The organism is uncultured Streptococcus sp. (genome assembly GCF_963516575.1).
Lineage (GTDB): Bacteria > Bacillota > Bacilli > Lactobacillales > Streptococcaceae > Streptococcus.
In genome coordinates this window covers 1-13096 of sequence record NZ_CAUQCP010000050.1, presented here as the reverse complement: position 1 = coordinate 13096, position 13096 = coordinate 1, and the positions used below count along the sequence as shown (strand labels likewise).

Genomic DNA, 13096 nt, shown 5'->3' with positions numbered 1-13096 from the left:
CATAGTTTTAAAAATTAAGAAAATAGGAGAAATTTTAAGTTCTATTTAAGGTTAGGTGTGTATACTGTAATCATTAAATAAAGACCTCCTAATATTATTTGAAACAGATAACTCTGATTTAGTTTGAATTTGATTTTCATCTAATATCTTTATTTAATGAACTCCTAAACTTTTTCATAATAATCTCCTGCAAAAGTCGCCTGTCTGGGTGGCTTTTGTTTTATCATCCATGATATAATAGAAGCAAACGGAGGACGGAAAATGGTAAAAGTACGATTGTATTTGGTACGTCATGGCAAGACCATGTTTAACACGATTGGTCGCGCGCAAGGTTGGAGCGATACTCCCTTAACAGCTGAAGGTGAGAGAGGGATTCAAGAATTAGGAATTGGTTTGCGAGAGTCTGGTCTACAGTTTGAGCGTGCTTATTCGAGTGATTCTGGTCGCACCATTCAGACAATGGGAATTATCCTTGATGAACTTGGCTTGCAGGGGAAAATCCCTTATCGCATGGACAAGCGTATCAGAGAATGGTGTTTTGGTAGCTTTGACGGAGCCTATGATGGTGATCTTTTCATGGGCATTATTCCTCGTATCTTTAATGTGGACCATGTTCATCAATTGTCTTATGCTGAACTGGCTGAGGGCTTGGTAGAGGTTGATACAGCTGGTTGGGCTGAGGGCTGGGAAAAACTCAGTGGCCGAATCAAGGAAGGTTTTGAAGCGATTGCCAAAGAAATGGAAGAGCAAGGTGGAGGCAATGCTCTCGTTGTCAGCCACGGAATGACTATTGGAACCATTGTTTATCTGATTAATGGCATGCATCCTCATGGTCTAGATAATGGTAGCATGACAATCCTTGAATATGAGGACGGGCAGTTTAGCGTAGAAGTTGTCGGCGACCGTAGTTACCGAGAACTAGGACGGGAGAAGATGGAGGAAGCCTCTATTTAATCAGTCTAGACTTGCTTGCTAGGAACTGAGGATTTGATAGGAATATCAAGATAAGAAAAAACAGCCGAGGGTAATCCTTTCGGCTGTTTTTGATGGGGGAAACTAAAGTGTAATGCTGTTATTTTTAGAGATTTTCATAAATAAGAGCAAGGAAGCTACTGTTAGAACAGTCAGGATAGTTGACAAGGCTGCGGCAACACCGTAATTTCCTCTGAGAACCTCTGTATAAATAGCTACAGTCATTGTTCTTGTTTTGACATTGTAGAGGAGGATAGAAGTAGAGAGTTCTGAAATCATTGTGACCCAAGATAGGATGGCTCCAGAAATAATACCAGATAGCATCATTGGAGTTGTAATCTTGGCAAAGGTATTGAGACGGCTACTTCCTAAGCTTTCAGCAGCTTCTTCAATACTTGGTGCTATTTGTTGTAAGCTAGCAACAGATGAGCGAATAGTATAAGGCAATCTTCTGACAGATAGGGACATGATCAAGATGAAAGCTGTCCCTGTAATCATAAGAAATCCACTTCCAAATAGACCAGTATTGAAGGAAGAAATGAAGGCAATCCCTAGAACGGTTCCTGGTACAATATAAGGGACCATACTGAGGCTGTCAATTAAGTTTGTAAACAAATTCCGTTTTCTAACGGCTAGGTAGGAGATAAATGTTGCAAATAGGACAACTAGAACTAAGGCAATCAAAGGGATACGAATGGTATTGAAAATAGCAGATCCCATACGATTGAAAGCTACCTTGTAACTGTTTAGAGAATAACCTTTGACAAATACCATACCTGATGTTTTTAGGAAAGAAGTATAGATCAAGTAGACTTGAGGTAAAACAGAGATAAAGATAATTCCGTAGACTGTTGCATAAATGGCAGCCATTTTTCCTTTTGTAGTTTTTTTAGGCTCAATTGGATGGAGCGAATTCATACTGAAACTGTAGCGATTTGAAATATATTTTTGGATAAGGAAAATTGCCAAGGCAATGATAATCGCCATAATTGCTAAAGCAGATGCAAAAGCAGAATTTCCTCCAACCTCGCTAATAAATTGGGTATAAATTAAGACGGGGAAAGTCCGATATCCTTCACCAATTAACATAGGCGTTCCAAAGTCTGAGAATGCTCTCATAAATACAAGTAGGGCAGCTGCTAGTAAGGTTGGAACGAGGAGAGGTAAAACAACCGTTACGATCCGCTTAAATCCGAAGGACCCCATGCTTTCAGCGGCTTCAAGTAGAGAATTGTCAATACTCTTCATTGTTCCAGCAACGTATAGAAATACTAGTGGGAATAGTTGCAGTGTGAAGACAAGCACAATTCCTTTGAATCCATAAATATCGATAGCTGGAAGATGAAGGGTATTTGTCAGGAATTTAGTAATGACCCCATTTCGTCCCAGCAAGAGAATCCAGGAGTAGGCTCCCACGAAAGGAGCTGACATGGAAGCAATGATAATCAATATTTGTAGAAATTTCTTTCCCTTGAAATCATACATGGAAAAGAGATAAGCTAATAAGGTTCCTACAACTAAGGAAGTGACAGTAGCGGTAATGGAAACCTTGAAACTGTTGACAAGTGTCTCGGAGTAGTAGGCTTTACTAAAGAAAGTGACAAAATTAGCTAGTGAAAATTGTCCCTCATGTATGAGTGCTTGCTTGAGCACGGTAACGATAGGATAAACGAGAAAGACAAGATAGGTAAGAAAGATGAAGAAAGAGGAGGCTGTCCAAATATTTAGTTTTTTACGCTCCATGGTTGACTCCTTTTATCAGGTTTTGGGAACCATCTGCAGAAAAGACGTTTAATTTTTGAGTATTGATTCGTAGACGAATACGATCACCTTTTTGTAGATCTTCTTCAAAAGTTGATTCTTCGCTAACTTGAATTTTTGAGGTAAAGCCTGTCTCGATGAAGTATTCAGTATTCAGTCCAAGATAGACGCTATCGCTAATAGTTCCTTCAATATCTCCAGATTCATCTTTGATAAACTCTTCAGGACGAATGCTTACATGAATAGCTTGTTCCTCAGCCTGATCAAGGGCTGGCATTCGAAGGGCATAGCCATCTGAAAAGACGATATAAGCGCCGTCGCTCCGTTTTTCGAGATTGGCAGGGATGATATTTGTGCGTCCGATAAAGGTTGCTACAAACTCATTAGCTGGTTTATGATAGAGTTCTTTTGGTCGGCCGATTTGTTGGATCACCCCATCTTTCATAACAGCAATTTGGTCTGAAATAGCCATGGCTTCTTCTTGGTCGTGGGTCACATAAACAGTTGTAATTCCCACTTCGTGTTGGATTTCTCGAATGGCTTGACGCATATCCAAGCGAAGTTTGGCATCCAGATTACTAAGTGGCTCGTCCATGAGGAGAACACTTGGATTAACCGCTAAGGCACGTGCCAAGGCGACACGTTGTTGTTGTCCACCACTGAGTTTATCAGGCTTTCGGTCTGCATATTGAGCAATTTGCATGAGTTCAAGATACTTGTTGGTCTGTTGAATCAATTCTTCTTTTGGAACCTTCTTTTGCTTAAGACCAAAAGCAACATTATCTCGGACAGTCAAATGTGGGAAAATAGCGTAGTTTTGGAAAACCATGCCGATATTGCGTTTGCTGGGTTCCATATTATTGATTTTTGTATCATCGAAGTAAAATTCTCCGCCTTCGATACTGTTGAAACCTGCAATCATGCGAAGAAGAGTCGTTTTCCCACATCCTGAAGGACCAAGGATGGTAAAGAGACTTCCTTTGGGAACTGTAATATTTAAATTATCAATAACAGGAACATCGTGGTAGATTTTTTTGGCGTTAATAATTTTGATCTCACTCATAGTGAACCTCTTTTACTGTTTAGATTGGATATCTGTAAAAATGTCATTGTACTTTTTAAGAATAGTGGATTTATTTTTAATGACATAATCTGAATCTTCGGTGGCAATCTTGATTTCTGTCATAGCCTTCATATTTTTATTGGTTTTAGCATTTTTACGAATAGGTCTGATTGTAGTTTCAGTTCCTAGCTTATCTTGGATTTCTTGAGAAAGGATGAAATCGATAAATTTCTTAGCATTTTCCATGTGTTTGGCGTTTTTGACGATGGCCGCGTTACCAGGTAAAAAGACGGTACCTTCTTTTGGATAAATGACTTTTACATCAACTCCATCATTTAAGAGTTTTAAGGCAGGATCTTCATAGGTGAGTCCAACAGCCATTTCCCCATCGGCGACAGCTTTGTAAACATTTGAAGAGCTAGATGCAATTTTTCCATCTACTAGGGTAAATAGATTTTTCACATAGGTCCAAGCTTGTTCATTTTCGTATCCACCTTGGTCTACAAGCATGTTTGTTAATTGAGCAAAGGCGCTAGATGCGTTACTTGGATCAGCAGTGGCGATTTTTCCTTTTAATTTAGGATTGAGTAGATCATTGTAGCCTTCAATTTTAATATCTTTTGTAAGAGCTGAATTGGCAATGATAACACTGACATCCAGTGTATAAGGTGTGTAGAATCCTGTTTTATTTTGATATTCAGGGATTATCTGGTCGTTCTCTTGAGAAATATAAGGTTCAAAAAGTTTTTCGTTAGAAGAGAAGAGGGCGTAGGAGCCTCCGAAAATGACATCGGCTACTGGGGATTCTTTTTCGGCCTCAGCTTTTTTGAACAATTCACCCGTACTGGCTTGTACTAAATCAACCTTAATACCATATTTTTCTTCGAAGGCAGGGATTGTCTCTTCAATAAGGTCTTCAGGGTTAGGCGAGTATATAACCAAAGCATTATCCGAATCTGTCTCAGTGTTAGTTTCCGAATCTGTTGTTGAAGAACATCCAGATAAAGTAAGAAATATCCATCCACAAGAGAGAAAGAATAGTAGTTTTTTCATAAGAATCTCCTTTTTTTACGAACGTTTTCACTCTACAATTTGCTTAATATTTATAATTTGCAGAGTTCTATAGGATATAATAAAAACCTTAAAGAAATCTAAAACGGGGAATATGAGTCAAAGGCGCCAGGGGAAAAAGATGGAAGAGATAAATAATCGATATAAGTTAATTTTAAGTGAGGGTTAATTTTTTATACTGCTAAATAAGTTGGATTTGCTATTCGAACTTTCTTACCAGAAGTTACTTTGAGAAGTTACCCTTTCTTACTATCCAAGCCCAAAAGAACATTTCTCGTCTTTCAAATTCCCTCAAAAATGGTATAATAGTAACATCACAAAATTGGAGAGAGACCATGAGTTTTTACAATCATAAAGAAATTGAGCCTAAGTGGCAGGGCTACTGGGCAGAACATCATACATTTAAGACAGGAACAGATGCATCAAAACCTAAGTTTTATGCTCTTGACATGTTCCCTTATCCGTCTGGAGCGGGTCTACACGTAGGTCACCCAGAAGGTTATACAGCAACCGATATCCTCAGCCGTTACAAACGTGCGCAAGGATATAATGTCCTTCACCCGATGGGTTGGGATGCTTTTGGTTTGCCTGCAGAGCAATATGCTATGGATACAGGTAATGACCCAGCAGAATTTACAGCTGAGAACATTGCCAACTTCAAACGCCAAATCAATGCGCTTGGATTCTCTTATGACTGGGATCGTGAAGTCAATACAACAGATCCAAACTACTACAAGTGGACTCAATGGATTTTCACCAAGCTTTACGAAAAAGGCTTGGCCTATGAAGCGGAAGTGCCAGTAAACTGGGTTGAGGAATTGGGAACAGCCATTGCCAACGAAGAAGTTCTTCCTGACGGAACTTCTGAGCGTGGAGGCTATCCAGTTGTCCGCAAGCCAATGCGCCAATGGATGCTCAAAATCACGGCATATGCAGAGCGCTTGCTCAATGACTTAGATGAACTTGATTGGCCAGAGTCTATCAAGGACATGCAGCGCAACTGGATTGGTAAATCAACTGGTGCCAATGTAACCTTTAAAGTTAAGGGAACAGATAAGGAATTCACAGTCTTTACCACTCGTCCTGACACCCTTTTCGGTGCGACTTTCACAGTCTTGGCTCCTGAGCATGACCTGGTTGATGCTATTACAAGCCCAGAGCAAGCAGAAGCCGTAGCAGACTACAAACACCAAGCTAGCCTCAAGTCTGACTTGGCTCGTACAGACCTTGCCAAAGAAAAAACTGGTGTCTGGACAGGTGCTTATGCCATCAACCCTGTCAATGGCAAGGAAATTCCAATCTGGATTGCGGACTATGTTCTTGCTAGTTATGGAACAGGTGCGGTTATGGCTGTACCTGCCCACGACCAACGTGACTGGGAATTTGCCAAACAATTTGACCTTCCAATCGTCGAAGTACTTGAAGGTGGAAACGTTGAAGAAGCTGCCTACACAGAAGATGGCCTTCACGTTAATTCAGACTTCCTAGATGGATTGAACAAAGAAGACGCAATTGCTAAGATTGTGGCTTGGTTGGAAGAAAAAGGCTGTGGACAAGAGAAGGTTACCTACCGTCTCCGCGACTGGCTCTTTAGCCGTCAACGTTACTGGGGAGAGCCAATTCCTATCATTCATTGGGAAGATGGAACTTCAACAGCTGTTCCTGAAAGTGAATTGCCACTTGTCTTGCCAGTAACCAAGGACATCCGCCCTTCAGGTACAGGGGAAAGTCCACTAGCTAACTTGACAGATTGGCTTGAAGTGACTCGTGAAGATGGTGTTAAAGGTCGTCGTGAAACCAATACCATGCCACAATGGGCAGGTTCAAGCTGGTACTACCTCCGCTATATTGATCCACACAATACTGAGAAATTGGCTGATGAGGATCTTCTCAAACAATGGTTGCCAGTAGATATCTACGTGGGTGGTGCAGAGCATGCTGTTCTTCACTTGCTTTACGCTCGTTTCTGGCACAAATTCCTCTATGACCTCGGTGTTGTTCCGACTAAGGAACCATTCCAAAAACTCTTTAACCAAGGGATGATTTTGGGAACCAGCTACCGTGACCACCGTGGGGCTCTTGTGGCAACCGATAAGGTTGAAAAACGTGATGGTTCTTTCTTCCATGTGGAAACAGGAGAGGAGTTAGAGCAAGCGCCAGCCAAGATGTCTAAATCGCTCAAGAACGTTGTTAACCCAGACGACGTGGTGGAGCAATACGGTGCCGATACTCTTCGTGTCTATGAAATGTTCATGGGGCCACTTGATGCTTCAATCGCTTGGTCAGAAGAAGGTCTGGAAGGAAGCCGTAAATTCTTGGACCGTGTTTACCGTTTGATTACAAGCAAGGAAATCCTTGCGGAAAATAATGGCGCTCTTGACAAGGTTTACAATGAAACAGTCAAAGCTGTCACAGAACAAATTGAGTCCCTCAAATTCAACACAGCCATTGCCCAACTTATGGTATTTGTCAACGCTGCTAATAAGGAAGACAAACTCTATGTGGACTACGCCAAAGGCTTTATCCAATTGATTGCCCCATTTGCACCTCACTTGGCAGAAGAGCTCTGGCAAACAGTTGCAGCAACAGGTGAGTCAATCTCTTACGTGACTTGGCCAACTTGGGATGAAAGCAAATTAGTTGAAGACGAAATCGAAATCGTTGTCCAAATCAAAGGAAAAGTCCGTGCTAAACTCATGGTCGCTAAAGACTTGTCACGTGAAGAATTACAAGAAATCGCTTTAGCGGATGAAAAAGTCAAAGCAGAAATTGACGGTAAGGACATCGTGAAAGTGATTGCAGTACCTAACAAACTTGTTAATATCGTCGTTAAATAACGAGTTTATTAGCTCTATCTGCCACCTTCAATAGTCCACTGGACTATTGAAGCCAACTAAATTGGTTAATATTGTTGTGAAATAAGATAGGAATCCTTCAGAGTAGAATCTGGGGGATTTTTTGAATGAAAAATATAATTCTGTTTCCATCATCTCACCACTTAACCTCTCATTTTAACCACTTATCTCAAAAGTCGATTTTTCTTTCATACTTTTTGTTAAACTGATGAGATAAAGAGGAGGAAATAAATATGATTTTACAAGCTAAACATTTGACTAAACGTTACGGCGATCATATGGCTGTTGACGATATTCAGTTAGAGTTTGAAAAAGGGAGTTTTAATGCTATTTTGGGTCCAAATGGTGCAGGAAAATCAACCACCATTTCCATGTTAATTGGTTTGAAAAAGCCGACAAAAGGTCAGATTCGATATGCGCCAAATACGAAAATCGGAGTTGTTTTTCAAGCTAGTGTACTAGATGAGATGTTGACGGTTAGGGAAAATCTTACGATTCGTGCTCAACAGTATAAGGAGATTGCAGCAAGTCGTGTGGATGATTTGATCCATCAACTGGGTTTGACTGCTTTCCAGAAGCAACTATATGGGACTTTGTCAGGTGGGCAAAAACGTAGGGTTGATATTGCGCGTGCTCTTCTTTCACAGCCAGATATTCTTTTCTTAGATGAACCAACGACAGGTCTAGATATTCAGACTCGCAAAGCCATTTGGGATTTACTGTCTCGACTACAAAAGGATGAAGGGATGACTATTATCTTAACGACTCATTATCTGGATGAAGCGGATGAAGCGGATCAGATTTATATCGTTGATCATGGGAAAGTGATTGCGCAAGGTTCTGCGACGGCTATTAAAAGTCAGTATGCATCTAATATTCTAAAAATTCATTTTAAAGAAATGAAGGATTTAGAAAAGTTGCTACAGACTGGAATGATAGTAAAGGAAGAAAATGAGCTGGAATATCTTTTTTATCCAAGGACATCACTGGAAGCTATTGAATATTTGGCAAAAGTACGAGAAGAAATTGATTCTTTTGAGTTTCGTCCAGGTACCATGGATGATGCCTTTATTGCACTTACAGGAAGAGAGGTTCGCTAATGTTAGCTTTATTGAAACGGAATTTTATCTTATATTTTCGTAATCGTTCAGGAGTATTTTTCTCATTATTGGGGGCATTGATTTCCTTCCTCCTTTATATCATTTTTTTGCAGAAGAACTTGACGGATGCTTGGTCCCAACTCCCTGATAATACGAACCTTTTAAATAACTGGCTGATGGGTGGGACCTTGGCTGTGACTGGGATTACAACAAGTTTTACGGCTCTTACACAAATGGTACAGGATCGTGAAAATCAAGTGGATCAAGATCTATTTTTGACAGATTTAGGTAGCTGGGGTTTACAGGTGTCCTATCTAATCAGTAGTATTACCATCTCTTTTGTCATGCAGGTGTTTATGTTTGCTGTTATGGGGCTTTATTTTAAAGAAAGTCCAGTTATCAGTCATTTACCGGAAATTGCTTTGATTATGTTGTTAAGTAGTCTGCTTTCAAGTTTGATAAATATTCTCTTGATTTATCGTTTTCAATCTGTAGATAGTCTTGGCAAACTGGCAACTATAGTGGGAACTGCTTCTGGATTTTTAGTAGGAACTTATGTCCCTATTGGAGTTTTACCTGATTTTGCACAGATTATCATGAAGTGTACCCCTGCAACTTATATTGCTTCTCTTTATCGACAAATTTTAATGAAAGAACCATTAGAGACCGCATTTACAGGAAATAGCAGCTTGTTAAAGGAATTTCAAGAAAAAATGGGAATCCAAATCAACTGGCAAGAACTATTGACAAAGGAAGAGACATACTTTATAGTGGTTATTATCAGTCTCGTCGCTATTCTTCTTTGGCTTTTATTTGTTAAAGTGTTTAGCAGGAGAAAATAAAAGTATATTGGAGAGAAAATGAAGATTCGTTTTGAAATGAAGGCAGAGTTTTCAGAAAAGGACCCACATATTGTAATTCAGGCAGCTCAGTTAACCGACCAAGCAAGGGAAGTCATGGAGTATTTAGAACAATTTTCAACGACCAATCAGGTGGTCATTCCTATTCGAACGGATGATCATCTGGTTATGGTAAAAATTGAGGATCTTATTCTAGCAGATATCGATAAGAACTTGTTAACCATTTATACGGTAGACGGGATTTATAAAACTAAGGAAACATTGATAAACTTTCAGAATCGGATTAATCGGCGTAATTTTATACAGATATCACGCCATTCAATTATAAACATTGACCATTTAGAGTCATTATCAGATAGTTTTTCAGGAAATATGATGGCTAAAATGACTCGGGGCATCAAATCTAGTGTGAGTCGGAAATACGTTAAGTCCTTAATGAATTATCTAGGTTTATAGGAGAAAATCATGAAACGATTAATTGATTATTTTGTATCGGGAATGCGTACGGCTTCCTTCTTTTATTTGAGTATGATGGTGTTGACTCAGTTTTATCCAGGTATTGCCTATCCTGAACCAATGACAAAAAATATTCTAGCTCTGTTTTTAATGGGTGGAATTATGGGGGTATTGACTTTAATACTTGAAAAGCTAGAGTTTCTTGCTTTTAGTATACGTGTAGGAGTTCATTTATTAGTGACAGCTACTATTTTAGTATTGACCTCTCTATTTTTTGGTTGGGGTTCAGCCTTGTGGAGTCCCTTGCTTTGGTTCTTTTTCTTGTTAATTTATGGATTGATATGGTTGTATCAAATCTGGCAAACTCATAAACTCACCCAACGAATTAATCAAGCCTTAGAGGATAAAAGACAGAAAACGGGTCACTAATATAGTGTTGAGTATGAAGTTTGAAGACAGTGCCAGTTTCCAAAGAGAACAATTTGTGATATAGTATTTTCAGCTTAAAACAAGGAGAAGAAAAATGCCAGTAAACGAATATGGTCAGATGATTGGTGAGTCAATGGAAGGTTATACACCCGGTGCACTGCCTTCTATTGATTTCTTAGAAGGGCGTTATGCTCGAATAGAGGCTCTCTCGGTAGAAAAGCATGAGGAGGATTTATTAGCTGTTTATGGCCCTGATACGCCTCGGGAAATATGGACCTATCTCTTTCAGGAGCCAGTGGCAGATATGGAGGAACTGGTCAGCCTTTTAAATCAGATGTTGACTCGTAAGGACCGTTTTTACTATGCAATCATAGACAAGGCAACTGGTAAGGCTTTGGGAACTTTTTCTCTCATGCGCATTGACCAGAATAACCGAGTAATAGAAGTGGGAGCTGTCACTTTTTCTCCAGAGCTCAGGGGGACACGGATAGGAACAGAAGCCCAGTATCTCTTGGCTTGTTATGTCTTTGAGGAGCTTAACTATCGTCGCTATGAATGGAAATGCGATGCTCTTAACATGCCATCAAGACGAGCTGCGGAGCGTTTGGGATTTGTCTACGAAGGAACCTTCCGTCAGGCAGTGGTTTATAAGGGGCGTACGAGGGATACGGATTGGTTGTCTATGATTGATAAGGACTGGCCAAAAGTTAAATCTCGTTTGGAAACATGGTTGCGTCCTGAAAATTTTGACCAAAATGGACAGCAGTACAAGAGCTTGAGAGAACTCTAAGAGGTGATGATATGATTAGCGTTAGAAAGCAAGATGTTGTCAAGCTAGAAGATGTTTTACATCTCTATCAGGCTGTCGGTTGGACAAATTATACAAATCAACCTCAGATGCTGGAGCAGGCCTTGCCCCATTCACTTGCTGTTTATTTAGCGTTTGATGGGGAGAAAATAGTTGGCTTGATTCGTTTAGTTGGAGATGGTTTTTCATCAGTTTTTGTACAGGATTTGATTGTTTTGCCTACTTATCAGCGCCAAGGGATTGGTAGCGCCTTGATGAAACAGGCTTTAGGAGATTTTAAAGGAGCCTATCAAGTCCAGCTGGTGACAGAACAGACAGAAAAAAACGTGGGATTTTATCGTTCTATAGGTTTTGAAACCTTATCCACCTATGATTGTATAGGAATGATTTGGGTGGATCGAGAAAAATTACAATAATTCTTTTATCTTAAGTTAATTTTAAGTCTTCTACTGTATCATATAGTCATTAAGTAAAGACCTCCTAACTTTATTTAATAAAAAATCCTAAATTTTTCTTTTTCATAATAATCTCCCTAAAGAAGTCACCCAATCAGGTGGCTTTTTTGCGTGGTGAGGTGCTGGTGATAGAAATTTTTTGCAAAATAGTAAAATTTTAGAAAAGTTAAGTTAGTTTTAAGTTTCGTCTTGTATCATGTAATCATTAAATAAAGACCTCCTAACTTTATTTAATAAAATCCTAAACTTTTCTTTTTCATAATAATCTCCCTTAACTCCACCCAATCAGGTGGAGTTTTTTGGCTCTATTTCAGGCTTTTGGGGACTATTCTAAAAATCATTTTTCGATATTTTTCGGTATTTTTCGGATTTTGGTCGGGAAATTGGCGGGAACTTTTTTAGCGAATGTGACTAAGAAATAGGTCTGTTGTTATTTAAGTGAATTCAACCTTAATTTGATTGTAGGTGACTGTTAATTGAAGGAGTGGAACTATTGTAATGACGATTTTACTTGTCCAGTAGTGGCGTATTAAATGAGGAGTGACATGTAAGTTTGTCTCTTCGTTTATGAAATCAAAATTTCTATGAAATTGATAGAATCCCTAACTTTCTCTTAAACTTGAAAGTCTTGTTGTACAGTGGTTAAAGCTTGCGAAATCGAGAATGTAAACCTTTGACAAAATGTGTGAACTGTGGGATAATAAAAAGGAATTGAGTACTAGTTCTATATCATAGGCTAGAAAAGACCCCAAGCTCACGACCAAATAAGCTTGGGGTCTTTTTTGACACTATTTGTCCTTGTTTAGCCATTTATCGACTAATCGAAGAACGACACCGACCACAATTGGTCCGATGATAGTTTTGAGTACTAATTCCATCATGGGCTATCTCACCTCCTTTCGTAGGCGGTGTAGAAGTGCCGAACAATATTATATCATAAAATACTCTACTCTCTCAGTAGGATAGAGTGCTTTTGCATTTGGAAAGGAGAAAGTCATGAATGATTTACTCCTTATCCCAGTAATTTTTTTAGCAGTAGGAGGAATTCTCATTCTTTTATGGAGACTCTTTCTTATTGCCAGTGGACTTTTCCTGATTGGTTTTGTCAGTTTTCTTATTTTCGTTGAGGGCTATGGAATTTATCTGTTCTTTACAGAGACTGAACTTTACACGGCAGATTTAGCTCAAAATGAATTATTTAGTTTTACGATTTTCTTTATCATCTTTAATTTAGTTTTACTTGTATTAGTAAGTTTGGCGGGATGC

13 protein-coding genes are annotated in these 13096 nt (G+C 39.3%); 9 read left to right on the top strand and 4 right to left on the bottom strand.

The window, feature by feature from the left end; all coding sequences use genetic code 11:
- Positions 1 to 261: 261 nt before the first annotated feature.
- A complete protein-coding gene (locus RWM06_RS08365) occupies positions 262 to 954 on the top strand; it encodes a histidine phosphatase family protein (RefSeq protein ID WP_313970796.1) in 693 nt (230 codons plus the stop codon).
- Positions 955 to 1056: 102 nt separating this feature from the next.
- Here RWM06_RS08365 and RWM06_RS08360 read toward each other — a convergent pair whose 3' ends face one another.
- The 3 genes from RWM06_RS08360 to RWM06_RS08350 are packed head-to-tail and all read right to left on the bottom strand — an operon-like array spanning position 1057 to position 4849.
- A complete protein-coding gene (locus RWM06_RS08360; RefSeq protein WP_313970795.1) occupies positions 1057 to 2715 on the bottom strand; it encodes an iron ABC transporter permease in 1659 nt (552 codons plus the stop codon).
- The gene (locus RWM06_RS08355; RefSeq protein ID WP_313970794.1) at positions 2705 to 3796 is read right to left on the bottom strand and encodes an ABC transporter ATP-binding protein; all 1092 of its coding nucleotides are present in this window, start codon (positions 3794 to 3796) and stop codon (positions 2705 to 2707) included. Before RWM06_RS08355 ends, RWM06_RS08360 begins: the two co-directional genes overlap by 11 nt.
- 12 nt (positions 3797 to 3808) lie before the next feature.
- Positions 3809 to 4849, bottom strand: a complete 1041-nt coding sequence (locus RWM06_RS08350) for an ABC transporter substrate-binding protein (RefSeq protein ID WP_042901711.1) — start codon at positions 4847 to 4849, stop codon at positions 3809 to 3811.
- A gap of 353 nt (positions 4850 to 5202) precedes the next feature.
- Here RWM06_RS08350 and leuS point away from each other — a divergent pair, with 353 nt between their 5' ends.
- The 7 genes from leuS (at position 5203) to RWM06_RS08315 (ending at position 11791) form a co-directional block, all read left to right on the top strand.
- Positions 5203 to 7704, top strand: a complete 2502-nt coding sequence (leuS, locus tag RWM06_RS08345; RefSeq protein ID WP_313970793.1) for a leucine--tRNA ligase — start codon at positions 5203 to 5205, stop codon at positions 7702 to 7704.
- Between the two features lie 251 nt (positions 7705 to 7955).
- The gene (locus RWM06_RS08340) at positions 7956 to 8822 is read left to right on the top strand and encodes an ABC transporter ATP-binding protein (RefSeq protein WP_313970792.1); all 867 of its coding nucleotides are present in this window, start codon (positions 7956 to 7958) and stop codon (positions 8820 to 8822) included.
- Positions 8822 to 9664, top strand: a complete 843-nt coding sequence (locus RWM06_RS08335) for an ABC transporter permease (RefSeq protein ID WP_313970791.1) — start codon at positions 8822 to 8824, stop codon at positions 9662 to 9664. Before RWM06_RS08340 ends, RWM06_RS08335 begins: the two co-directional genes overlap by 1 nt.
- A gap of 18 nt (positions 9665 to 9682) precedes the next feature.
- The gene (locus RWM06_RS08330; protein ID WP_000701929.1) at positions 9683 to 10138 is read left to right on the top strand and encodes a LytTR family DNA-binding domain-containing protein; all 456 of its coding nucleotides are present in this window, start codon (positions 9683 to 9685) and stop codon (positions 10136 to 10138) included.
- A 9-nt stretch (positions 10139 to 10147) separates the two neighbouring features.
- Positions 10148 to 10567 (top strand): DUF3021 domain-containing protein, encoded by a 420-nt coding sequence (locus tag RWM06_RS08325; RefSeq protein WP_313970790.1) that lies wholly within the window; start codon positions 10148 to 10150, stop codon positions 10565 to 10567.
- Positions 10568 to 10661: 94 nt separating this feature from the next.
- Positions 10662 to 11357, top strand: a complete 696-nt coding sequence (locus RWM06_RS08320; RefSeq protein WP_313970789.1) for a GNAT family protein — start codon at positions 10662 to 10664, stop codon at positions 11355 to 11357.
- An 11-nt stretch (positions 11358 to 11368) separates the two neighbouring features.
- On the top strand, positions 11369 to 11791 hold the full coding sequence (locus RWM06_RS08315; protein WP_313970788.1) for a GNAT family N-acetyltransferase: 423 nt from the start codon (positions 11369 to 11371) through the stop codon (positions 11789 to 11791).
- A gap of 827 nt (positions 11792 to 12618) precedes the next feature.
- Here the strand turns inward: RWM06_RS08315 and RWM06_RS08310 are convergent.
- A complete protein-coding gene (locus tag RWM06_RS08310; protein ID WP_000970382.1) occupies positions 12619 to 12711 on the bottom strand; it encodes a type I toxin-antitoxin system Fst family toxin in 93 nt (30 codons plus the stop codon).
- A 115-nt stretch (positions 12712 to 12826) separates the two neighbouring features.
- Here RWM06_RS08310 and RWM06_RS08305 point away from each other — a divergent pair.
- Positions 12827 to 13096 (top strand): DUF5966 family protein (locus RWM06_RS08305; protein WP_313970787.1); only part of this gene is annotated, 270 nt, incomplete at its 3' end.

Coding starts and splice junctions, on each gene's coding strand:
- RWM06_RS08365 (WP_313970796.1), top strand. CDS start 262: ATGGTAAAAGTACGATTGTATTTGGTACGTCATGGCAAGACCATGTTT.
- RWM06_RS08360 (WP_313970795.1), bottom strand. CDS start 2,715: ATGGAGCGTAAAAAACTAAATATTTGGACAGCCTCCTCTTTCTTCATC.
- RWM06_RS08355 (WP_313970794.1), bottom strand. CDS start 3,796: ATGAGTGAGATCAAAATTATTAACGCCAAAAAAATCTACCACGATGTT.
- RWM06_RS08350 (WP_042901711.1), bottom strand. CDS start 4,849: ATGAAAAAACTACTATTCTTTCTCTCTTGTGGATGGATATTTCTTACT.
- leuS (WP_313970793.1), top strand. CDS start 5,203: ATGAGTTTTTACAATCATAAAGAAATTGAGCCTAAGTGGCAGGGCTAC.
- RWM06_RS08340 (WP_313970792.1), top strand. CDS start 7,956: ATGATTTTACAAGCTAAACATTTGACTAAACGTTACGGCGATCATATG.
- RWM06_RS08335 (WP_313970791.1), top strand. CDS start 8,822: ATGTTAGCTTTATTGAAACGGAATTTTATCTTATATTTTCGTAATCGT.
- RWM06_RS08330 (WP_000701929.1), top strand. CDS start 9,683: ATGAAGATTCGTTTTGAAATGAAGGCAGAGTTTTCAGAAAAGGACCCA.
- RWM06_RS08325 (WP_313970790.1), top strand. CDS start 10,148: ATGAAACGATTAATTGATTATTTTGTATCGGGAATGCGTACGGCTTCC.
- RWM06_RS08320 (WP_313970789.1), top strand. CDS start 10,662: ATGCCAGTAAACGAATATGGTCAGATGATTGGTGAGTCAATGGAAGGT.
- RWM06_RS08315 (WP_313970788.1), top strand. CDS start 11,369: ATGATTAGCGTTAGAAAGCAAGATGTTGTCAAGCTAGAAGATGTTTTA.
- RWM06_RS08310 (WP_000970382.1), bottom strand. CDS start 12,711: ATGATGGAATTAGTACTCAAAACTATCATCGGACCAATTGTGGTCGGT.